Origin of the sequence: Methylocapsa aurea (assembly GCF_000746085.1) — a bacterium.
GTDB classification, from domain to species: Bacteria; Pseudomonadota; Alphaproteobacteria; order Rhizobiales; family Beijerinckiaceae; genus Methylocapsa; species Methylocapsa aurea.
In genome coordinates, this window is the sequence record NZ_JQKO01000013.1 from 38,245 (window position 1) to 58,891 (window position 20,647).

Annotated in this window: 18 protein-coding genes; 10 read left to right on the top strand and 8 right to left on the bottom strand. The window is 61.7% G+C overall.

All coding sequences use genetic code 11. The features are described 5' to 3' along the window. Nucleotides 1-88: 88 nt before the first annotated feature. Nucleotides 89-355 (bottom strand): hypothetical protein, encoded by a 267-nt coding sequence (locus DL86_RS19795; protein ID WP_156964576.1) that lies wholly within the window; start codon nt 353-355, stop codon nt 89-91. 87 nt (nt 356-442) lie between these two features. Between DL86_RS19795 and DL86_RS10370 the strand changes: the two genes are divergently transcribed. The 5 genes from DL86_RS10370 to DL86_RS10390 all read left to right on the top strand — a co-directional run bounded on the left by DL86_RS10370 (nt 443) and on the right by DL86_RS10390 (nt 3,948). Beyond that, nucleotides 443-997, top strand: a complete 555-nt coding sequence (locus tag DL86_RS10370) for a histidine phosphatase family protein (RefSeq protein WP_036260968.1) — start codon at nt 443-445, stop codon at nt 995-997. Nucleotides 998-1,090: 93 nt separating this feature from the next. After that, nucleotides 1,091-1,882, top strand: coding sequence for an NAD kinase (locus DL86_RS10375; protein WP_036260970.1), 792 nt, complete (start codon nt 1,091-1,093; stop codon nt 1,880-1,882). 3 nt (nt 1,883-1,885) lie between these two features. Further along, nucleotides 1,886-2,500 carry an NUDIX domain-containing protein gene (locus DL86_RS10380; protein WP_051953157.1) on the top strand — a complete coding sequence of 205 codons (615 nt, stop codon included), beginning with the start codon at nt 1,886-1,888 and terminating at the stop codon, nt 2,498-2,500. 15 nt (nt 2,501-2,515) lie between these two features. Next, the gene (locus DL86_RS10385; RefSeq protein WP_051953159.1) at nt 2,516-3,022 is read left to right on the top strand and encodes a MaoC family dehydratase; all 507 of its coding nucleotides are present in this window, start codon (nt 2,516-2,518) and stop codon (nt 3,020-3,022) included. Nucleotides 3,023-3,060: 38 nt separating this feature from the next. After that, nucleotides 3,061-3,948: an HpcH/HpaI aldolase/citrate lyase family protein gene (locus tag DL86_RS10390; protein ID WP_036260973.1), complete on the top strand. Its 888-nt coding sequence runs from the start codon at nt 3,061-3,063 to the stop codon at nt 3,946-3,948. A 31-nt stretch (nt 3,949-3,979) separates the two neighbouring features. Here DL86_RS10390 and DL86_RS10395 read toward each other — a convergent pair whose 3' ends face one another. Further along, nucleotides 3,980-4,342, bottom strand: a complete 363-nt coding sequence (locus tag DL86_RS10395) for a HesB/IscA family protein (RefSeq protein ID WP_036260976.1) — start codon at nt 4,340-4,342, stop codon at nt 3,980-3,982. 119 nt (nt 4,343-4,461) lie between these two features. After that, nucleotides 4,462-5,421 carry an AraC family transcriptional regulator gene (locus DL86_RS10400; RefSeq protein WP_036260978.1) on the bottom strand — a complete coding sequence of 320 codons (960 nt, stop codon included), beginning with the start codon at nt 5,419-5,421 and terminating at the stop codon, nt 4,462-4,464. A gap of 154 nt (nt 5,422-5,575) precedes the next feature. On the opposite strand from DL86_RS10400, the gene DL86_RS10405 reads away from it, so the two are divergent. After that, nucleotides 5,576-5,983 carry an MAPEG family protein gene (locus DL86_RS10405; RefSeq protein ID WP_036260980.1) on the top strand — a complete coding sequence of 136 codons (408 nt, stop codon included), beginning with the start codon at nt 5,576-5,578 and terminating at the stop codon, nt 5,981-5,983. A gap of 170 nt (nt 5,984-6,153) precedes the next feature. Beyond that, the gene (locus tag DL86_RS18695) at nt 6,154-6,810 is read left to right on the top strand and encodes a glutathione S-transferase family protein (protein ID WP_051953161.1); all 657 of its coding nucleotides are present in this window, start codon (nt 6,154-6,156) and stop codon (nt 6,808-6,810) included. Between the two features lie 23 nt (nt 6,811-6,833). Here DL86_RS18695 and mfd read toward each other — a convergent pair whose 3' ends face one another. After that, nucleotides 6,834-10,352, bottom strand: coding sequence for a transcription-repair coupling factor (gene mfd / locus DL86_RS10415; protein ID WP_036260982.1), 3,519 nt, complete (start codon nt 10,350-10,352; stop codon nt 6,834-6,836). A gap of 63 nt (nt 10,353-10,415) precedes the next feature. After that, the gene (locus DL86_RS10420; protein WP_036260985.1) at nt 10,416-10,712 is read right to left on the bottom strand and encodes an FAD assembly factor SdhE; all 297 of its coding nucleotides are present in this window, start codon (nt 10,710-10,712) and stop codon (nt 10,416-10,418) included. A 297-nt stretch (nt 10,713-11,009) separates the two neighbouring features. On the opposite strand from DL86_RS10420, the gene recG reads away from it, so the two are divergent. Next, nucleotides 11,010-13,109 (top strand): ATP-dependent DNA helicase RecG, encoded by a 2,100-nt coding sequence (gene recG / locus DL86_RS10425; protein WP_036260986.1) that lies wholly within the window; start codon nt 11,010-11,012, stop codon nt 13,107-13,109. 51 nt (nt 13,110-13,160) lie between these two features. Here the strand turns inward: recG and DL86_RS10430 are convergent, their stop codons facing one another. The 3 genes from DL86_RS10430 to DL86_RS10440 all read right to left on the bottom strand — a co-directional run bounded on the left by DL86_RS10430 (nt 13,161) and on the right by DL86_RS10440 (nt 16,121). Beyond that, nucleotides 13,161-13,901: a class I SAM-dependent methyltransferase gene (locus tag DL86_RS10430; protein ID WP_036260989.1), complete on the bottom strand. Its 741-nt coding sequence runs from the start codon at nt 13,899-13,901 to the stop codon at nt 13,161-13,163. 70 nt (nt 13,902-13,971) lie between these two features. Further along, a complete protein-coding gene (locus tag DL86_RS10435) occupies nt 13,972-14,439 on the bottom strand; it encodes a DNA polymerase III subunit chi (protein WP_036261165.1) in 468 nt (155 codons plus the stop codon). Nucleotides 14,440-14,471: 32 nt separating this feature from the next. Further along, on the bottom strand, nt 14,472-16,121 hold the full coding sequence (locus tag DL86_RS10440; RefSeq protein WP_036260992.1) for a leucyl aminopeptidase: 1,650 nt from the start codon (nt 16,119-16,121) through the stop codon (nt 14,472-14,474). A 602-nt stretch (nt 16,122-16,723) separates the two neighbouring features. On the opposite strand from DL86_RS10440, the gene lptG reads away from it, so the two are divergent. After that, nucleotides 16,724-17,809 carry an LPS export ABC transporter permease LptG gene (gene lptG / locus DL86_RS10450; RefSeq protein ID WP_036260997.1) on the top strand — a complete coding sequence of 362 codons (1,086 nt, stop codon included), beginning with the start codon at nt 16,724-16,726 and terminating at the stop codon, nt 17,807-17,809. 143 nt (nt 17,810-17,952) lie between these two features. Continuing rightward, the gene (locus DL86_RS10455) at nt 17,953-20,604 is read left to right on the top strand and encodes an LPS-assembly protein LptD (protein WP_051953163.1); all 2,652 of its coding nucleotides are present in this window, start codon (nt 17,953-17,955) and stop codon (nt 20,602-20,604) included. Nucleotides 20,605-20,647: the final 43 nt, after the last annotated feature.

Below are 20,647 nucleotides of genomic sequence, written 5' to 3' on the forward strand. Positions count from 1 at the left end.
TTTTGATTTAATAGGATAGTAAGGTCTCCTCTTGTAAACATAATTTGAAGCGCCTTCCCTTAGATGAACTTATCCGGCGTCTAAGAATTCACTCAAGATGCGTATCTTGATGCTGATCTCGGCACGACGCCGCTGCTTTCTTGGATCGCGCTGCAAGGGAGGTTTTCATGTCTGAAACCTGGGGAGTGATATCATTCTGGGTGCGCTTGTGGACCTTCTGCTGGCTGGTGATCGGCAGATTCGCCGGGATCATGTTGGGCAAACTGGTCAGGCAGGCTCCATATACTTTCATGTGGAAAAGAAGGCAGTAACCGCCGCTCTCCGTTCCTGAGCCGCGCCTATCAACGCGAAACAAGTTGCGGCGCCGGCGCCGGCGCCGCCTCGGCAATCGCTCTATTCCACTTGCGCTTCGGATCATGCGCAACGACCGGACCTACCCGCGATGACCTGCGACAAGATCATGCTGATCCGGCACTCGGAAAGGCCGAGCCCAGACAAGAAATTTCGCGGCGTGTCGTTAGATGGCCGCAAGAACAAGGAGGGGCTCACCGTCCGCGGCTGGCAACGCGCCGGCGCCCTCGTTCGTTTTTTCGCGCCGATCGACAATCGGTTCGCTCACCCGGCCCTGGCGACGCCCAAGGCGCTGTTCGCTTGCAAAGCGGGGCCGCTCGCGCCGAGCCTTCGGCCACAGCACACTTTGTGGCCGCTCGCCGAACTGCTTCAGCTTGACATTGACGTCGACTATTACGAAGGCGAGGAGCCAGCCCTCGTCGAGAAAGCAATGGCCAGTCCCGGCCCCGCCTTGATCGCCTGGAAACATCTCACCATGCATAAGATCGCCAACGCGATCCTCGGCGACCAGACGACCGCGCCGCAATATTGGCCTTTCGAGCGCGTCGATCTGGTGTGGATTTTTGACCGGCGCGGCGACGGCTGGACTTTTGCGCAAGCTCCGCAACTCCTCCTCGCCGGCGATCGCGCCGATGTGGTTGCATAGAGACATTATGCTCCAGCCCCCGCCCCGCAGGGCGGGTTTACGGCGGGGATCGCTTGCGGCTATGTCAAGGCTCTGCTGCTGGAGCTCGAAAACATGGCCGCTGGCAAGGGCGCAAAACATCGCTTTGAGCGCATCGCTTTCCTGTCTTCCGGCGCGCCGGAGGCCAACGCAGCGCAAGCGGAACTCATCGAGCGTTACGGCAACGTCGATCCGGACGCCGCCGACGTCATCGTCGCGCTCGGCGGCGACGGCCTCATGTTGCAGTCGCTGCATCGCTTCATGGGAACGAATAAGCCGATCTATGGGATGAACCGAGGCTCCGTCGGCTTTCTCATGAATGAATTTCGCGGCGCGAAGCTCGAGCAGCGCCTTGACCAGGCGGAAGCCTCGGTGGTGCATCCCTTGCTGATGAGCGCGACCGACACGCAGGGCAAAACCACCAAGGCCAGGGCGATCAATGAAGTTTCGCTGCTGCGCCAATCCTATCAAGCTGCAAAGATGCGCATCTTGATCGACGGCAAGGAGCGGCTCGGCGAACTCATCGCCGACGGCCTCCTCGTCGCGACGCCGGTCGGTTCAACCGCCTATAATCTTTCGGTGCATGGCCCAATTCTGCCCCTCGACGCGACGATGATGGTTTTAACGCCGATCTCGGCGTTCCGGCCGCGGCTCTGGCGCGGCGCGCTGTTGCCCGACAAGGCGCATGTCACGATCGACATTCTCGAAGCCGACAAGCGTCCCGTCGCCGCCGTCGCAGATAATTTGGAGCTGAGCCACGTCGTCAACGTGACGGTCGAGATGGATCATGCGACCGATCTCGTTCTCCTCCATGATCCGGGCCATTCGCTGAACGAGCGCATCTTGCGCGAACAGTTCGGATATTGAAGCATGAGCGAGAAGATCCGCATCCTCGCACGGCAAACCCTTTCGCGGGGACACGGCCTGTTGGAAAAAATCACGCTTGAGCGCAGGCGCTTCGACGGCCGCCTGCAAAACCTATGGCGAGAGGTTTATGATGCCGGCGACGGCGCCGCGATTCTCCTTTATGACCGGAGCCGCTCGACGGTGGTCCTGGTGCGCCAGTTCCGGCTGCCTGCCTTTCTCGGAGCCGGAAAGGAAAGCCTCATCGAAGTCTGCGCCGGCAGGCTTGAAGGCGAGAACGCCGAGCGCCGCATCATGCAGGAGGCCGAGGAGGAAACCGGCTTTGCGATCCGCCATCCGCGCCGGCTCTTCGAGGCCTATATGAGTCCGGGAAGTTTTGCCGAAAAGCTCACTTTTTTCGTCGCGGAATATGCGGCGCGCGACCGGACCGGCCAGGGCGGCGGGATTGAAGCCGAGGGCGAGGATATCGAAATTCTGGAGCCAACGCTCGATGAAGCGCTTTTGATGATCGAGCGCGGCGAAATCATCGACGCCAAGACGATTCTGCTGCTGCAATACGCCAAGCTCGCCGGCCTCATGCGCGAGGGCGCGCCTGAACGCGAGCCTGACGCCGATGGATGAAGCCGAGTTGGGCCGATGAGCGATCGGAGCCAAACCGAAGAGACGCCGGAGCCGCGCCGCCATCCGCGCGGCGGGCTCTATTTTGAGGATTTCATCGTCGGCGCGAGGATCGAGCATCGCTTGTCCAAAACCGTCACTCAGATGGACAATATGCTGTTCTCCAACATGACGCTCAATCCACAGCCGCTCCATATCGACGCGCATTTTTGCGCGACGGAAACGCAATGGGGTCGGCCCTTGATAAACTCTCTCTACACGCTCGGCCTGATGATCGGCATTTCGGTGAACGATCTGACGCTCGGCACCACGATCGCCAATCTTGGAATGACCGAGGTCAAGTTTCCAGCGCCCTTGTTCGAAGGCGACACGCTGCATGCGACAAGCGAGGTTATGGCAAAGCGCCTGTCGAAATCGAGGGCCGACGCCGGCATTGTCGAATTGCTTCACCGCGCCTATCAGCAGGAGGGAAAGCTCGTCGCCGAGTGCCGCCGCCAAGCTCTTATGAAAGTCAGGCCTTCGTGACGGAGCGGCTTTCCTAAACCTCGCCAAGCAGGATCGCCATGCGCTCGCAGCTTTTCGTTCCGGCCGATAGCGAAAAGAAACTCGAGAAAGGGTTGGCGAGCGGCGCCGATTGCCTGTTTCTCGACCTTGAAGATTCAGTGGCGCTGGGCGCCAAACCCAAGGCGCGGCGCCTCGCCGCCGAGTTTCTCGCAGAGGCGCAGCGCAGGTCCCCCCGTCCGCTGCTCTATGTGCGCGTCAATGGATTGGAAAGCGGCCTGATCGAAACCGATCTCGAGGCCGTGGCGGAGGGCGCCCCCGACGGCGTCGTTCTCCCCAAATGCGTCAATGGCGCAGCGCTCCAGCATCTTGGCGCCATGCTCGCCGTGAAGGAGGCGCAAGCCGACCTCGCCGATGGCGCGATTAAAATCATCCCCATTGTCACGGAGACAGCGGCTGCGCTCTTCAACATGGGAACTTATGCGGGCGCCAGCCAACGCCTCGCCGGCCTGACATGGGGCGCCGAGGATCTCGCCGCTTGCCTTGGCGCCGAGGAAAACCGCGATGAGGACGGCGCCTATAGAGGCCCCTATGCGCTCGCCCGAAACCTCACCCTGCTGGCGGCGAGCGCGGCCGATGTCCCGGCGATCGACACGGTCTATCTAAACTTTCGCGATCTCGCCGGGTTTCGCTTGGAATGCGCGGCGGCGCGGCGCGACGGCTTTATCGGAAAGATGGCGATTCATCCGGCCCAGGTCGAAATCATCAACGAGGTTTTCACGCCATCAGAAGCAAGCATCGCCAGGGCGCACGCCGTCGTCGCCGCTTTCGCGGCCGACCCGGAAGCCGGCGTCGTCAGCCTGGAAGGCGAGATGCTCGACGCGCCGCATTTGAAACGCGCTAGGCGGCTGCTGGAGCGTTTTTCCAATAAGAGCTGGAGCGCGTCCTAGTCAAAGGGGGAAGATGGACATGCGACTTGGCTCAAGGCTGGCCGGCGGGCGTGATCGACACGGATTCTCCGCAGCCGCACGCGCCAGTCTGGTTCGGATTCTGGAACTGGAAGCTCGACGCGAATTTGCTTGCCTCGAAATCCAGCTTGGTGCCAAGCAGAAACATCAGATCCGCTGGCGCAATCAGAATTTTCACGCCTTGGTCTTCGACCACTTCATCGCCGGCTTGAATTTCATCCGCGAGATCAAGCGTATAGGACATCCCGGCGCAGCCGCCATTCTTCACGCCGACCTTAATGCCGGCGACGGGCCGGCCAGCCGCTTCAATCAGATGGCGCGCCCGCGCGGCCGCGGCTTCGCTCAAGGAGACGACCGCAAATTGTGAATTTGGCATAAGCCCTCCGTTCGCCCGGATCCCGTCCTGGACGCTATCCCTATACATAGGCGGCCGATAGCGATTGTTTAGAGCATGATGCCGAAAAGTGGAAATCGGCTTTCGGACGACATCATGCTCTAGCTTCGCTGGCTGGCGCGCCACTTGGCGGGGCTGGCGCCGACGAGCGCCTTGAAGGCCCGGCTAAAGGCGGCGACATCCTGATACCCGACATCAGCCGCGATTGCCGCAAGGCCGCGATCCGTTTCACGTAAGATGCGGCAGGCCACATTCATGCGCCAGCTCGCTACATAAGACATCGCGGTCTGTCCTGTCGTCTCGCGAAACCTCGCGGCGAAACGCGACGGCGACATGGCTATGGCTTCGGCCAATGACGCTACCGTCCAAGGCGCGCCCGGACACTGATGGATCTGCGAAAGCGCCTTTCCGATCCTGGGGTCATCAAGGGCTTTGAACCAGCCGGGACCCTCCGCTCCCTCTCGCTGCCGGTACGATCTGATCGCCTCGGCGCAGAACACCTCCAGCAACCTTGACGCGGTGAAGCTGCCGCGGCGGCCGTGCGCCAGCTCCATCCCCAGCATTTCGGCCGCGCGCATCAGCATCGGATTGGCGTCAGGTCCGCCCGTCTTGACTTTCAGCACCGGCGGCAGAGCCGCCAGCATGGGATTGAGGGGCGCGCTCCGCAAGAGAAAGACGCCACAGACGAGTTCGGTCCCGATGGATTTGGTCGTCGCCTTCCCTGAACCTTGGCCTTTCAGGATGTGCGCCAGCGAAATGGGCTTGGCCTTCGATCCGAACGACATGCGATGGGGCGCGCCGCTTGGGCAGATCGCGACCTCCTCCGCCTCTACGTGGGCGGGCTCACGGCCGTTATGGCGCAAATGGAACTCGCCGCGCCGCACGAGATGGAATGGCAGGACGCGGACGTCCAATCCAACGCCGATCATCTGCCGCAGCATTGCTTCACCGGGAACGTCGATGGCCCAAGGCGGCTCATAGGCCTCATGCAGCAGCACGCTGCCGGAGATCCGCAAATCCTCGAGCGCATCGTTGAATGGGCTAGACGTCGCAATTGGCATAGTATCTATTTTGATTCAAAGTGATCGTTTCTGCAATAAATTTGCTAGTATTCGATATATAAGCGATCAAACTCTGCGGCTACCCTCAAGCCACGGTCGAACGTTCGTCCACAACGGATATCGAACAAAGCGGCCTGGACGAAAGGAAAAAGTCATGGCCGCGACTTCGCCAGAATTGCTCTACACGACGCTCAGCGCAGGCTTTACCGGCCTTATTTGGATTCCGATCATCGTGAACCGGATGCGCGAGATGGGAGCCTGGAAAGCGCTGATGAACCCGATGCCTGACCTGCGCCCCCGCGCCGATTGGGCCTATAGGTTAACGAATGCGCACAGGAACGCGGTCGAAAACCTCGTTGTGTTCGCGCCGCTGGCGATTGTCGTGCATGTGCTGGGGCTCGGCACGATTCTTACGGCGGCAGCGGCCTCGATGTTTTTCTACGCCCGCATCGCTCACGCAGCGATCTATGCGTTTGGAATCCCGTTGTTGCGCACGGCCGCCTTCGCCATTGGATTTGGTTGCCAAATGGTCATGGCGGGGCGCGTCCTCGGCTGGCTCTAGAGCATGTTCTTAAAAAAGTTGACCGACTTTTTCGATATTTAGACATCGGATATATCCGCTGCCTCATAAGAACATGCTCCGACTCTTTGAAATCGTAGCGATTCCTATTCGATCAGATGATTCCATCTGATCGGGAAGGGCTCTAGTCTCACCGAATCGGGCGGCAACGCATGACCATTACCTTTTACTATCTTTCCGGCTCGCCCTTCTCATGGAAGGTCTGGCTGGCGTTGGAGCGAAAGCAACTCGCATATGACTTGCGCACCTTGTCGGCCGACGCCGGGGATCTGAAGCGGCCGGAGTTCACGGCCATCAATCCGCGCGGCAAAGTCCCGGCGATCATCGATGACAATTTCGCGCTCTATGAATCTGGCGCGATCGTTGAGTATCTCGAGGATAAATATCCGCAGTCCGGCAAGCCATTATGGCCCTCTGAGATTCGCAGCCGCGGGCTCGCCCGGCGCCTCGCTGGCGAGGCCGACAGCTACGTCTATCCGCTGGTGCGCAAGCTTGTCGTCGAATTGATCACGCCACGCGAGGAAAGTCCGGACGCTGCAATCATTGAAGAGATCAAGTCCATGCTCGCCGGTGAATTCATGCTGCTCGAGTGCTCGTTTGTAGGCCCTTTCGCGGCTGGCGCGGAGCCCTCGGCCGCCGATTTCGCGCTCTATCCGCTTGCCGCCATTATCGGGCGCATCGAAGCCAGACAACCCGGCTACAGAGTTGGCGTCGTGGTTCCCGAGGGCATTCGCCTATGGATGACGCGGATCGAGGCATTGCCCTATTTCGCCAAGACCACGCCGCCCCATTGGCTCCAGGGCGGTTAAGGCCTTGGCTCAAGACACCTCCCTCACGCCGCTTTCTTCGTCGCAATGGCTGCGAGCGCGCGGAGAATCGTTCGGGTTCCCTCCAATCGCGCCGCCGTCTCCTCAAAATCGCGGATGAAGACAATCTTCATGTCGGGCCGCACCTTGGCGTCGCGGCCCTGCTCGGCGACATAACGCACGAGCCCCGCCGGATTGGCGAAGGAATTGTCGCGGAACGAGATGATGACGCCCTTTGGACCCGCATCGACCTTCTCGACATGGGCCTGGCGGCAGAGAACCTTGATCGCCATAAGCTTCATCAATTGCTCGACCTCGCCCGGCAGAGGCCCGAACCGGTCGATCATCTCCGCCGCGAAGCTCTCGATCTCGGCGTCGGTTTCGAGCCCGGCGAGGCGGCGATAGAGACCGAGCCGCAATTGCAGATCGGCGACATAATCTTCCGGGATCGACACCGGAGCGCCGAGCGTGATCGCCGGCGACCAGGCGTCTTCGGCGGGCTCCTCGATGCCCGCTTTCAAGGCCTCGACGGCCTCGTGCAGCATCTGCTGGTACAGCTCGTAGCCGACTTCCTTGATGTGGCCGGACTGTTCATCGCCCAACAGGTTCCCGGCGCCGCGAATGTCGAGATCGTGGCTGGCGAGCTGGAAACCGGCGCCGAGCGTATCAAGAGAATTCAGCACTTTGAGGCGCCGCTCCGCCTGCGGCGTCATACTGCGATTGGCCGGCACGGTGAACAGCGCATAGGCGCGGATTTTCGAGCGGCCGACGCGGCCGCGCAATTGATAGAGCTGGGCGAGGCCGAACATGTCGGCGCGATGCACGATGAGCGTATTGGCGGTTGGAATATCGAGCCCGGATTCAACAATCGCCGTCGAGAGCAGGACATCATATTGGCCATCATAGAAGGCCGCCATCTTGTCTTCGAGTTCGGTCGCCGCCATCTGCCCATGCGCGACGATGAATTTCACTTCCGGCACATTCTGGCGCAGGAAGGCGGCCGCGTCGTCGATATCTTCGATGCGCGGACAGACATAGAAGCTTTGGCCGCCGCGATAGCGCTCGCGCAGCAAAGCCTCGCGCACCAGCAACTCATCGAATGGCGAGATGAAGGTGCGGACCGCGAGGCGGTCGACTGGCGGCGTCGCGATGATCGAGAGTTCGCGCACGCCGGTCAGGGCGAGCTGCAAGGTCCGTGGAATCGGGGTCGCCGACAGAGTGAGGATATGAACCTCCGCCCGCAATTCCTTCAGCCGCTCCTTGTGCTTGACGCCGAAATGCTGCTCCTCGTCGATCACGACGAGACCGAGATCCTTGAAGGTCACGCCCTTGCCAAGCACGGCGTGGGTGCCGACGACGATATCGACTTCACCAGAAGCGGCGCCCGCCTTGGCCGCCTTGAGATCGGCGACGCTGACCATCCGCGACATTTGCGCGACCGTGACCGGCAGATGGGCGAAGCGCGTCGCGAAATTCTTGTAATGCTGGCGCGCCAGAAGCGTCGTCGGCACGATCACCGCGACCTGCTTGCCCTCGATCGCGGCGGCGAAGGCGGCGCGCAAGGCCACCTCGGTCTTGCCGAATCCGACATCGCCGCAGACGAGGCGATCCATCGGCCGGCCGGAGGCCATGTCTTCGAGGACAGCGTCGATCGTCGCCTGCTGGTCTTCCGTCTCATCATAGGGAAATCCGGCGCAGAATTCGGCGTAAAGGCCTTCGGGCGGAGCCAGTTTCGGCGCGGCCCGCGTCTCGCGCGCGGCGGCGATCTTGATGAGGCCGGCCGCCATTTCGAGAATGCGCTTGCGCATCCGCGCCTTGCGCTTCTGCCAGGCGCCGCCGCCCAATTTATCGAGCGCGACCTCGGTATCCTCCGAGCCATAGCGCGACAAAAGCTCGAGATTTTCGACCGGCAGGAACAGCTTGTCGCCATCGGCATAATGGAGCTCGAGGCAGTCATGCGGCGCGCCCGCCGCCTGGATCGCCTGCAACCCGACAAAGCGCCCGATGCCATGATCGACATGGACAACGATGTCGCCGGCCGACAGCGCCCCGACTTCGCTAAGGAAGTCCTGGGCGCGCCGCGCCTTCTTGCGGCCGCGCAGCAGCCGGTCGCCGAGAATATCCTGTTCGGCGATCACCGCGAGATCGCCGGTCTCGAATCCTTGTTCGAGCCCAATCACCGCCACGGCGATATTGGATTGCGGCAGCGCCAATGCCTGCGCCAGGGAGGAGACCGGCGCCGCCCCCGTCAGGCCATGTTCGGCTAAAACATGGGAGAGCCGTTCGCGCGAGCCGTCCGACCAGCCGGCGAGGATGACGCGCTTATTATCCGCCCGCAGCGCCTTGGCGTGTTCGACGGCGGCGTTGAAGACATTGGCGTTCTCATCGGCGCGCTCGGGCGCGAAGGAGCGGCCCGGCTTTGACCCGCAGTCGACGATAAGGCCGCGCGCATCGTCAGGCCGCGCGAAAGGCGTCACCCGGACGAGGCTCGCGCCGTTGATGCGCTGGCGCCATTCAGCTTCGGACAGATAGAGCCGATCGGGGCCGAGCGGCTTGTAGCCGGAATGATTGGGATCGGCGTCATGGGCGCTTTTGCGCGCCTCGAAATAGTCCTTGATCAGCGCGAGACGCTCGGTGGCGGCCTCTTCGACCAATGGATCGAGGATCAAAGGCGCGCGCCCGGCATAATCGAACAGCGTGTCGAGCCTGTCGTAAAAAAGCGGCAGCCAATGTTCGAGCCCCGGGTGGCGGCGGCCTTCGCTGACCGCTTCATAGAGGCCATCGCCGCGCGTCTGCGCGCCAAAGCAGGTCACATAGCCCTGGCGAAAGCGGCGCATCGTCTCGCTGGTCAGTTGCGCCTCGCTCATTGGCACGAGATCAAGGCCGCGCATCTGGCCAACCGTGCGCTGCGACTCCGGATCGAAGGCGCGAATCGATTCCAGCGCATCGCCGAAAAAATCGAGCCGCACCGGCTGCGCCATTCCCGGCGCGAAGAGATCGACGATGCCGCCGCGCACCGCATATTCGCCGGTGTCGCGCACCGTCGAAGCGCGCGCGAAGCCATTTGTCTCGAGCCATTGCGCGAGGCCGTCCATATCGACCACATTGCCCGGCGCCGCCGAAAATGTGTCGCCGGCGATCTGCTGCAAAGGCGCCACGCGCTGGACCAGCGCGTTGATCGTGGTCGAGAGGATCCGCGGCCGCTCCATCGACGAGCGGGATCGCGCGAGACGCGAAAGAACCGTCATCCGCCGCGCGCAAATGGAGGCGTTGGGAGAGACCCGGTCGTAGGGCTGACAATCCCAGGACGGAAAATCGAGGATCTCGACGTCCGGCGCGGCGAAGCCTAGCGCCTCGCCAAAGGCGCGCGCGCGCTGGCTATCGCGGGCCACATGCACAAGAACAACTGCGCGATTTTCCGCCTCGCGGGCGAGCGCGCGCGTCAGGTCGGCGACGCAGAAGGCGTCGAACCCGTCCGTCACGGAAGAAAGCGTCAGCGAGCCGCCTTTGCCAAGCTCGGCGATGGCGCGTTTGAGATCAGTCACGATGCGGCGTCAATTCGAATGCTGTTCCCAACAAGGAAAGAGTTTAAGACCGCGCGGCGTCGCTCAAAGGCGCAGGGGCGCGGCATGGGCGTGGAAGGCGCGAATCTTTCGGAAGACCGGCGTATCATATTGGCCGGGCGTCGGCGCCTCGCCGGTCAGCCAGCTGAAGATGTCGCGGTCTTGCGCTTCCATCAAGGCTTCGTAATCGTCAAGTTCGGATTCATCAAGTTTGGCGATCTCGACATCGACAAAGCGGCCGAGGATGAGATCCACTTCGCGCATCCCGCGATGCCAGGACCGGAACAGGACGCGGCGGCGGCGGGCGTCGAGTCCCGCGCTCGTCGCTTGCGAGCCAGACATGAATGATGCTCCAACGCCGGCGCGGCCGGCTTGATCAACGCGAAGGCTTGGGCAAAAGCGCCTTGCCGGAGCTATATAGCGCGCCGGGTTGCGCCTGTCAGCCTTGCTGGCGCATGATCCGCTAGAGCATGATGCCGAAAAGTGGAAACCGATTTTCGGACGACATCATGCTCTAACTCTTTGATAAGAGGCGGATTCAGACTTTGGACGAGATCGCGTTGCGATTCCGTCCAAAGTCATCCGGCTCTAAGAGGCGCGTTTCGTCAAAATGCTCCAGCCCGATAGATTTGCACCCCGATGCGGCCCTTCCTTCTTAATCCCCTCTTCGCCTCCGCCGCGAACCTGCCGGGGATCGGGCCCAAGACCGGCAAGCTCCTCGATAGGCTTCTCGCGGGACCGGCCGCCGAAGCGCGCATCGTCGATCTCCTGTTCCATCTGCCTTATGCGACGATCGACCGGCGCAGCCGGCCGAAGATCGCCGATGCGCCGATCGGGAGCGTGGCGACATTGGAGGGGCTCGTCGTCGAGCACCGCCCGCCAGGGCCGCGCTCCAAGGCGCCCTATCGGGTTCTTGTCGAGGACGAAACCGGCGACGTTCTGCTGGTCTTTTTCCTCGCCAATCACCAGTGGATCGAAAAGAGCCTGCCGCTTGGCGCGAAGCGCTGGATTTCCGGCAAGCTCGAACTTTGGGAGGGCCATCGCCAGATGGTCCATCCCGATCGCGTGCTCGATGCCGAAGGCCTCGCCAAAATGGCCCCTGTCGAGCCGGTCTATGCGCTGACCGAGGGGCTTTTTCCAAAAGTTCTCGGCAAAGCCATGGAGGCCGCCCTCGCCCGAATTCCGGCTCTTCCCGAATGGCATGAGGGGACCTCGCCGACCATTCCCGCCCTCCTTACATTCGCCGAGGCGCTCCGCGCGGCGCATCGCCCGCAAGCCCCCGAGGAGATCGCGCCCGAGGCGCCCGCCAGGATGCGGCTCGCGCTCGATGAATTGCTCGCGGGTCAACTGGCGCTGGCGCTTATGCGGGCGAAGATCCGGCGCACTCCCGGCCGCGCAAGCCTTGGCGATGGACGCATTTCCGAAAGGATCATGGCCGCCCTGCCCTTCGCGCTGACCGCTTCGCAGCAAAGGGTCCTGACCGAAATCCGCGCCGATCTTTCCGGCGAGAACCGCATGCTGCGCCTGCTGCAGGGCGATGTCGGCGCAGGCAAGACGCTCGTCGCTCTGCTTGCCCTCGCGACTTGCGTCGAAGCCGGCCGACAGGGCGCGCTGATGGCGCCGACCGAGATTTTAGCCCGCCAACATTTCGCGGCGCTGAGCGGCTTCGCGGAGGCCGCCGGATTGCGGCTCGGCCTGCTCACCGGCCGCGACAAAAGCTCCGAGCGGAGTAAAACGCTCGATGGGCTGGCCCGCGGCGACATCGACATCGCGATCGGCACCCATGCGCTGTTTCAGGAAAGCGTCGTCTTCCATGACCTTGGCCTCGCCATCGTCGACGAACAGCATCGCTTCGGCGTGCACCAGCGCCTCGCTCTTAGCGACAAGGGCGCAGCCGCCGATATTCTCGTCATGACCGCGACGCCGATCCCCCGCAGTCTGGTGCTGACCTATTTCGGCGACATGGACATTTCGGTCCTGACGGAAAAGCCCGCAGGCCGCAAGCCGATCGAGACTCGCGCGCTGCCGATCGAGCGGATCGACGAACTCGTCACAAGATTGCAGCGCGCGATTGCCGAAGGCGCCCGCGCCTTCTGGGTCTGTCCGCTCGTCGAGGAAAGCGAAGCCCTCGATGTCGCCGCCGCGCAAGAACGCGCCGCCCATCTTCGCGGAATTTTCGGCGACAAGGTCGGCCTCGTCCATGGCAAGATGAAAAGCCGCGATAAGGACGCCGCGATGGCCGCCTTCGCTTCCGGCGCGACGCAAATATTGGTGGCGACGACGGTGATCGAAGTCGGCGTCGACATTCCGCAGGCCTCCGTCATGGTGATCGAACATGCCGAGCGGTTCGGTCTGGCGCAATTGCATCAATTGCGCGGGCGAGTCGGGCGCGGCGCCGGCCAATCCTTCTGCCTGCTGCTCTACAAGGGACCGCTTGGCGAGACCGCCAAGGCCCGCATCGCGATCATGCGCGAGACGGAGGACGGATTTCGCATCGCCGAAGAAGATCTGCGCCTGCGTGGAGAAGGCGAAGTTCTGGGCTCCAGGCAATCCGGACTGCCGGGGTTCCGCCTCGCCGATCCCGCGGCGCATGCGCCTTTGTTGGCGATGGTGCGGAGCCAAGCGCAGCGGATCGTTCAAGACAACCCGCGGCTCGAAGGCGAACGCGGCGACGCCTTGCGTCTGCTGCTCAATATTTTCGAGCGCGGCGAAGCAATCAGGCTGTTGAGCGCAGGGTGAGGCGTGGGCGCTTGGGGCGTCCGGCGTCACATGTCGCCCTAAACCGCGCGTTCACGCCGCATCGGCGCGGCCGAGCAGCGCCCGCCAATGGCGGCGCCCGACATCCGCCGTCGCCGTGATGTCCTCAATAGCAAGCGGCTTCAGGCCTTGACGTTTGGCTTCTTCGAAGATCGACGGCGGCAGCGGCCAGGGCGGGCCTTCGACCTCGCTGTCTTCGTCCCGCGCGCGCGAAATGACGAGGAGTTTTCCGCCCGGCGCCAGCAGCGAGGCGAGCGCGCCGAGCGCCGCCGGCAAGAGATCCTTGGAAAGCGCCTGCAACGTATAGCATTCGTGCACAAGGTCGAAGCCTCCCCGCCAAGCATCGGGCAAGGCGAAAAGATCACCGGCGCGATAATCAACGTTCGAATTCGGAAATCGCCGCTGCGCCCAATCGACCGCCTGGGCGACGAAATCGAAGGCCACGACGCGCGCGCCGGCGGCGGCGAGACATTCGGCGTTGTCGCCAAGGCCGCAGCCGACATCGAGCGTCCGCAAACCGGAAATCCCCCGCGCTTGCGCTCCAACCCAGGCCTTCAGCAAAGGATGGGGCGCGAGATTGGCCCAAGGAACGCGCGCTGGATCATCGGAGGCGAGCGCATAGACCGCCTCGAACCACTCGCGGCGCAAGGGATCGGCTGGGCCCGTTTGCGGGATCTGATTCTTGGCCGGATCGAGCGCGTCGAGCGCCTTCCGCGCTTCAGCGCGGCGCGCCGCGAACTCTGGCGAAGCCGGATCGAAGGAAACTTTGTTCAAAAAGGCGTTCCTCTTGGTTCGGCCGGCGCGGCGCCATTCCCGTTCCAGAAAGAACTCGGGGACGGTTTTCTCAAGCCTTCTTCTCCCAACGGCCGTTCTCGCCTTGCTGCCAATAGGTCAGCGCAAGGCCCATGTCCTTCAATTGTTTCCACTGCGCCCGCGCCTCGGTTAGCTCGTCCTCATTAGCGCCATCAAAGACTGCGATCGCCCGGACATAGGCGGAAGCGCCCGGCTCGGCCACCGCCTCCGCCATCGAAGCGCCCTCGACGAAAATCCGGATCGCGGCGCCATTGGGGTTTTCGACGCCGGTCGAGAGATAGACCGGCTGAAGCTCGGCGTCGCCGTCGCGCGCCCGGCCATGGGCGAGAAAACTCGCGTCGGAATAGGTCCAGAGCCATTGATCGAGGGCGTCGAGCCGCTCCTCGCTCCGCGCCTGGACGACGACGCGCCACCCCTTCTCGAGCGACTTCTCGATGAGGCCGGGAAGGACATTTTCGAGCGGCTGGCGCTGAAGATGGTAGAACCAAATTTCGGGCATGGCCTCGATCATCCTAGCGGCCGCCGATGGCTTCACCCCTCGTAATATTCGGCGACGAACCGGTCGAGAAGACGCACGCCAAAGCCCGAACCCCAGCTCTGATTAATGTCGCTTCCCGGCGAACTCATGCCGGTTCCCGCAATATCGAGATGCGCCCAAGGCGTCCCGTTCACAAAGCGCTGAAGGAATTGCGCAGCGGTGATCGAGCCCGCGTGCCGCCCGCCCGTGTTCTTCATATCGGCAAATTTGGAATCAATTAGCTTATCGTAGGCCGGCCCAAGCGGCAGCCGCCAGAGCTTTTCACCGGTCGCTTTCCCAGAGGCGAGCAGCTTTTCGGCCAATTCGTCATTATTGGCGAAAAGCCCCGCGTGGTCCTGGCCAAGCGCGACGAGGATCGCGCCGGTCAGCGTGGCCAGATCGACAATGAATTTAGGCTTGAACTTGTCCTGCACATACCAAAGCACGTCGGCGAGCACGAGGCGGCCTTCAGCGTCCGTGTTGATGACCTCGATCGTCTGGCCGGACATGGATTTCACGATGTCGCCAGGACGCTGGGCCTGCGGGCCCGGCATGTTTTCGACAAGGCCGATGGCGCCGACGACATCGACCTTGGCCTTGCGCATCGCAAGCGCCCGCATGAGGCCGACGACGCAGGCGGCGCCGGCCATGTCGCCCTTCATGTCTTCCATGCCGGCCGCCGGCTTGATGGATATGCCGCCCGTGTCGAAACAGACGCCTTTGCCGACGAAAGCGATGGGGTGCGCCTTGGACTTGGAGTGGTCCTTGGCGCCCTCCTTGACCGATTTTCCACCGCGCCAGCGCATGATGACGACGCGGCTTTCGCGGATCGATCCGTGTCCAACGCCAAGAAGCGCGCCCATGCCAAGTTCGCGCATGGCCGGCTCATCGAGAATCTCGACCTCGACGCCAAGCTTTTCGAGCTCTTTCGCGCGCTTGGCGAATTCCTCCGGAAAAAGGATGTTGGCCGGTTCATTGACCAGCGAACGGGCCGTTAGGACGCCCTCGGCGACGGCCTCGCGCGCCTTGGCTTCGCGGCGGGCGGCGGAAGGCTCGTCCACCGCCAGAAGGATCTCCGAGGGACCATTATCCTCGGCATCCTCTTTTTTTCGGGTCTTATAGGCGTCAAAACGATAGTCGCGCAGTTGCATCCCCAGCATGAACTCGGCGACGGCTCCCGCCGGGTCCTCCGGGGGACGCGGCAAATCGAACGCGACAAGAGCGCTGGCGCCGGGGCCGAGCTTGCCGATGACGAAGCCGCCGAGATTGGCGTAATCGGTGGGCGCCGGGGGCGCATCCCCTGCCTTTTTGCCGCTGTCCGCCTTGTCGCGATCGGCCTGATCCTTGTCGCCTTGCTTGTCCGGCTGGCCGACGCCGATCACGAGGAGCCTCTCGGCGGCGAAGCCCGATGGCGCGATAATGTCGAGCGCGGTGGAGGACTTTCCCTTGAACTTGGCGACGCCCGCCGCCTTTCTGATCAAGGCCTCGCCATCGGCGCCGACGAGGCGCGCCGTCTCCGCGCCGAAAGCAAAATCCTGGCCCATGAAAATGACCAAGGTCTGCGCGCCTTTGCTCTTGCCGGCGGCCCTTCTTGAAGGCTGAAGCGGTGTTTGGGCATTTAATGGCCCGAGCGCGACAAATTCGAATTTCATGGATTGCGACATCTGATCCTCTTCAACGCGATTCCCGCGACGCTTTCACAATTAGGTGAACGCGGAAAGCGCTCTTTCCCCTCCGCGCACCGCATTTTCCAGGCCAACCAGCGGCAGATCGCGTAAAAATCGGCGGTAAGTCGGGCGCGGCGGCGCCCAATTCGTCCCAACCTAGCTGCTTTTTTGCTTTCGGACCCATTTTTGCGTGGTCGCGGCCAATTGCTCGCCTCACTTCTGGCCATGAGGTCCTGGGCAAGGACGCGGTAGGCTCCGACCGTAATTATGTGCGAATATAAACGGGCGATCCGCCGAAAAATCGCCGCGACTCTTTCAGATAATAACGATGTTAGTCCGCTCATGCGGCAAAGCTCAAGCGCCTTCGCCGCTGCGATGCCGCCGGCGGAGGCCGAAGGAAAATTGCCGCTGCCGCCAGGACCGCGAAGGCGGAGCGTGGAGCCGAAGGGCGAGAGGGTAATCATGACGCTCCATGCACATATCACCCGGCAATATCGCCTGGCGCCGGTCCTTTGCGGGCGATATTGGACGCTCCGAGCGGACCGAACAGGCCAAAGCCCTGCTTCTGATCCGCGTCCAGCCCGCGGCGCGGTCGTCCGATGATCGGCTTGACTCTCGGCCGCTATTTCTCCGCCCGCTTCCTGCGGATGATCATGGCTGTGTTTCTGACAATTTTCGGCATTGTCTACATCATCGACTTCGTCGAATTGCTGCGCCGGGCGGGCGACCAGCCGGGCGTTTCGGCCGGGGTCATCGCGCTCCTGTCCTTGCTCCGCGTTCCATCGGCATCGGAACAGCTCATGCCTTTTTGTGTCCTATGCGGCACAATGGCCGCTTTTCTCGACCTCACCCGCAAGCTTGAATTGCTGGTCGCGCGGGCCGTGGGCGTTTCGGTATGGGGATTTCTGGTCCCGCCGGTCCTGATCGCCGCCCTCATCGGAATCGCCTCCGTCGGCCTCTTCAACCCGATCTCCGCGCTGATGAAACATCACGCCGACGGACTTGAAGCCCAAATTTTCGGCCTCAATGGCAAGCCGGGCGCAGGCGCAGGCCTTTGGGTCCGGCAAAACAACGTCGATGGACAAGCAATCCTCAAAGCCGACAAAGTCGACGACGGGGGCGCGCTCTTAACCTCGGTCACCGCCTATGTCTACGATCGAGCCGGAAATTTCGAAGGCGAAGTCCAAGCGCAAACCGCCACGCTCTTGCCCGGCGTTTGGCGTCTCGATCATGCCCGCATCCTCACGCCAGGCGAGGAAAGTCTCGAGGCCGGAGTCTATCTTCTCGCCACCGACCTTTTGGCCGAACAGGTCGTTCAAGGGGTGATCGCCCCGGAATCCGTGCCATTTTGGGAACTGCCCACCGTGCGCGGACAGACCGAGACCGCGGGATTCGATTCGACAGCCTATCGGCTCCAGTTTCAAACGCTGTTGGCGAGGCCTCTGCTCTTCATCGCAATGGTTTTAATCGCAGCGGCCTTTTCCTTAAGATTTTTCCGCTTTGGTGGCATAGCTAAAATGATTGGTGGTGGCGTGGGCGCCGGGTTCGTGCTTTATATCGCGACGAAAGTGGTTGGAGATCTCGGAAGCGCGGGTTTGCTGAGTGCGCCCGTGGCTGCGTGGTCGCCCGCCATCGTCGGCGGCATGCTCGGCGCGCTCGCCCTGCTGCATCAGGAGGATGGTTGATGGGGCGGCGTTTGTGCCCCGCTGACGTGATTGCTTGGGCCCGCCGCGCCGGAAGCCTCGCAAAGTCAAGCGAACCGATGCCGGAACTCAGATCCGGAAGTGGTTTGTTTGCGTCTGCGCAGGCGACGCGCCCGGGCCGGGCGATGTTCGCGCCAGCGCTTGGCGCTGTCCTCGGCGCCTTGCGTTACGGATTCCTTGCCGCAGCCCGTTGCGCATTCCTTGCCGCAGCGCTTGGCCTTTGCGTTGCCGCGACTCTGATGGCCGCTGGCCCGGCCTTCGCGCAGACGCCGGGCGATCCCCAGACGAAAAAGCCCGCGCGTCCAACGGACAAAATGTTCGTCGAGGCGACGGAGCTTCGTTACGATACGGACAAGGACACCGTGTCCGCCGAAGGAAATGCAAGGGTCTATTATAAGGACCGCGTCCTAGAGGCCGACCGCGTCATCTACAATCGCAAGACCGGCCGGGTCTATGCCGAAGGCAACGCCAAGCTCACTGAAGCCGATGGCGCTGTGCTCCACGCCGAGCGTTTCGACCTGACCGACGATTTCCGCGATGGCTTCATCGAAAGCCTGCGCGCTGAAACCGCCGAGAAAACTTATGTCAGCGCGCTCGTTCCCAGAGGCGGCGCAACCGTTCCCGAGACCGGCTCCTACAGAACATATTTCGGCGCCTCCCGCGCCGAGCGCATTGAAGGCGATACGACCGTCTTCAACAATGGCTCCTATACCGCCTGCGCGGCCTGTAAGAACAATCCGGACCGACCGCCGCTTTGGCGGGTTCGGGCAAAGAGGATCATCCAAAAGAACGACGAAAAAATGATCTATTACGAGGATGCGTCGCTCGAATTCCTCGGGATCCCAATCGCCTACGTGCCTTTTTTTTCAACGCCGGATCCGAGCGTCAAACGCAAATCCGGCATTCTTTCGCCGCATCCCGTCTATAGCTCCAACCTCGGCTATGGCGTCGGCATCCCGATTTTTTGGGCGCTGGCGCCTGACTACGATTTAACGTTCACGCCGACTTATTTGTCGAAACAGGGCTTTCTGGCCAATGCCGAATGGCGCCAGCGGCTGGAGAGCGGCGAATACTACATCCGCGCGAATGGGATCGCCCAGCAGAACAGATCCTATTTTCCGGACCCGCCTTACGGCGCCGGAGACCATACGTTTCGGGGCTCTTTCGAAAGCAAGGGGAAAGTCTATATCGCCGACCAGTGGAAGTTCGGCTGGGAGTTCACGCTCCTGTCGGACAAGTTCTTCCTCAATGATTATCACATCCCGAGCCAAACCCTTTCTTCGCATTATTTCAGCGAAACGACCTCCAGCATCTATCTTACCGGGCAAGGCGATCGCGGCTATTTCGACTTGCACGGCTATTATTTCCAGGGCCTGTCGACCCGCGATTATCAGCCTCAGCAGCCGCTCGCCCATCCGGTCTGGGACTATAATAAAACCTTCGACATCGACCCGGCCACCTCGTTTGGCATCGGCGGGCAAGCCGAACTCGATTTCAACCTGACAAGCCTTTCCGCGCCATCGGCAAGCTTCCAGTCCGTCGGAACGCAGGTAGTGGACAGGGCTTATGGCCTCTACAGCATTTGCGCCGCTTATGTGCCAGGTCAAACGATCGGCTCTTGCCTGCTGCGCGGCGTTGGGGGCGAATATACCAGAGCAACGCTCGACGCGTCCTGGAAGCGCAAGTTCATCGATCCGATTGGCCAGGTCTGGACGCCTTTCGCCTTCGCGCATCTCAACGGCGAATGGCTCGATATCAATGCCACCAACACCTATACCTTTGCATCGGCCGCTGGAATCTCGACCTATTCGAATGCCGCTCAATTGAACTTCCTCGGCAATAAGGATGCGAGTTTCTTTGGCGAGGTCATCCCCGCGGTTGGACTGGATTATCGCTACCCCTTCTTCGCCAAGACCAGCTTCGGCTCGATGCTCATCGAACCGATCGCCCAGATCATCCTGCGTCCAAACCAGCCGATCGGGGCGCATTCGCTCGTCAACCTGGACGCGCAGAGCCTTGTCTTCGACGATTCCACTTTGTTCCAATGGAACAAATATTCCGGATATGACCGGTTCGAGACCGGCGCGAGGGCCAATTACGGGGCGCAATTCTCACTGAACTTCAAGGATGGCGGCTATGCCAATATCGTCGCCGGACAGTCCTATCAGATCGCCGGAGCCAATCCCTATGCGATTCCGGACGCCGCCAATGTCGGCCTGAGTTCGGGGCTCGACACAAGGCTCACCGATTACGTCACCGCATTTTCCTTCGCGCCAAACTCGACGCTCTCCTTCATGGCCAAGAGCCGGTTCGACATCGATACGCTCGCAGCCAGACGCGTCGACCTTGTTGGAGCCTATAATTTCGGCGCCTGGACAGGCAATGTTCAATATGCCAATTATCAAGCTCAGCCGGTGATCGGCTATTATGTGCGCAGGCAAGGACTCTCTTTATCCTCGCGCTACAAGATCAGCGACAACTACTTTGCACAGGGCAATATTACCTTCGATATGAGCCGGCAATACTATCCATCAAGTATGATTGGAACGTCAAATCCGGGTCCCTTCGCCATCGCGGCTTTCGGGATCGGCGGCGGCTATCAGGATGATTGCACGAACTTTTCGGTTAATTACAGCTCGATTTACCAGGACAATGGCAATGGCGCGTTGATCCGCAACCAAACCGTGCTCTTGCAATTGCAATTGCGCACGTTAGGCCAGGCCGCAGTGAGTCAGAGCTTCTCCAACACCCTGGCGCTGGACGGCGTCAAATATTGATCCAGCCAATCTGGCTCATCGTCCGCCAATGACGCCAGATGCA

Bases quoted from the DNA above. Each gene is read 5' to 3' on its own strand.
- DL86_RS10370 (WP_036260968.1), top strand. From the start codon at position 443: ATGACCTGCGACAAGATCATGCTGATCCGGCACTCGGAAAGGCCGAGC.
- DL86_RS10375 (WP_036260970.1), top strand. From the start codon at position 1,091: ATGGCCGCTGGCAAGGGCGCAAAACATCGCTTTGAGCGCATCGCTTTC.
- DL86_RS10380 (WP_051953157.1), top strand. From the start codon at position 1,886: ATGAGCGAGAAGATCCGCATCCTCGCACGGCAAACCCTTTCGCGGGGA.
- DL86_RS10385 (WP_051953159.1), top strand. From the start codon at position 2,516: ATGAGCGATCGGAGCCAAACCGAAGAGACGCCGGAGCCGCGCCGCCAT.
- DL86_RS10390 (WP_036260973.1), top strand. From the start codon at position 3,061: ATGCGCTCGCAGCTTTTCGTTCCGGCCGATAGCGAAAAGAAACTCGAG.
- DL86_RS10395 (WP_036260976.1), bottom strand. From the start codon at position 4,342: ATGCCAAATTCACAATTTGCGGTCGTCTCCTTGAGCGAAGCCGCGGCC.
- DL86_RS10400 (WP_036260978.1), bottom strand. From the start codon at position 5,421: ATGCCAATTGCGACGTCTAGCCCATTCAACGATGCGCTCGAGGATTTG.
- DL86_RS10405 (WP_036260980.1), top strand. From the start codon at position 5,576: ATGGCCGCGACTTCGCCAGAATTGCTCTACACGACGCTCAGCGCAGGC.
- DL86_RS18695 (WP_051953161.1), top strand. From the start codon at position 6,154: ATGACCATTACCTTTTACTATCTTTCCGGCTCGCCCTTCTCATGGAAG.
- DL86_RS10420 (WP_036260985.1), bottom strand. From the start codon at position 10,712: ATGTCTGGCTCGCAAGCGACGAGCGCGGGACTCGACGCCCGCCGCCGC.
- recG (WP_036260986.1), top strand. From the start codon at position 11,010: ATGCGGCCCTTCCTTCTTAATCCCCTCTTCGCCTCCGCCGCGAACCTG.
- DL86_RS10435 (WP_036261165.1), bottom strand. From the start codon at position 14,439: ATGCCCGAAATTTGGTTCTACCATCTTCAGCGCCAGCCGCTCGAAAAT.
- DL86_RS10440 (WP_036260992.1), bottom strand. From the start codon at position 16,121: ATGTCGCAATCCATGAAATTCGAATTTGTCGCGCTCGGGCCATTAAAT.
- lptG (WP_036260997.1), top strand. From the start codon at position 16,724: ATGATCGGCTTGACTCTCGGCCGCTATTTCTCCGCCCGCTTCCTGCGG.
- DL86_RS10455 (WP_051953163.1), top strand. From the start codon at position 17,953: ATGTTCGCGCCAGCGCTTGGCGCTGTCCTCGGCGCCTTGCGTTACGGA.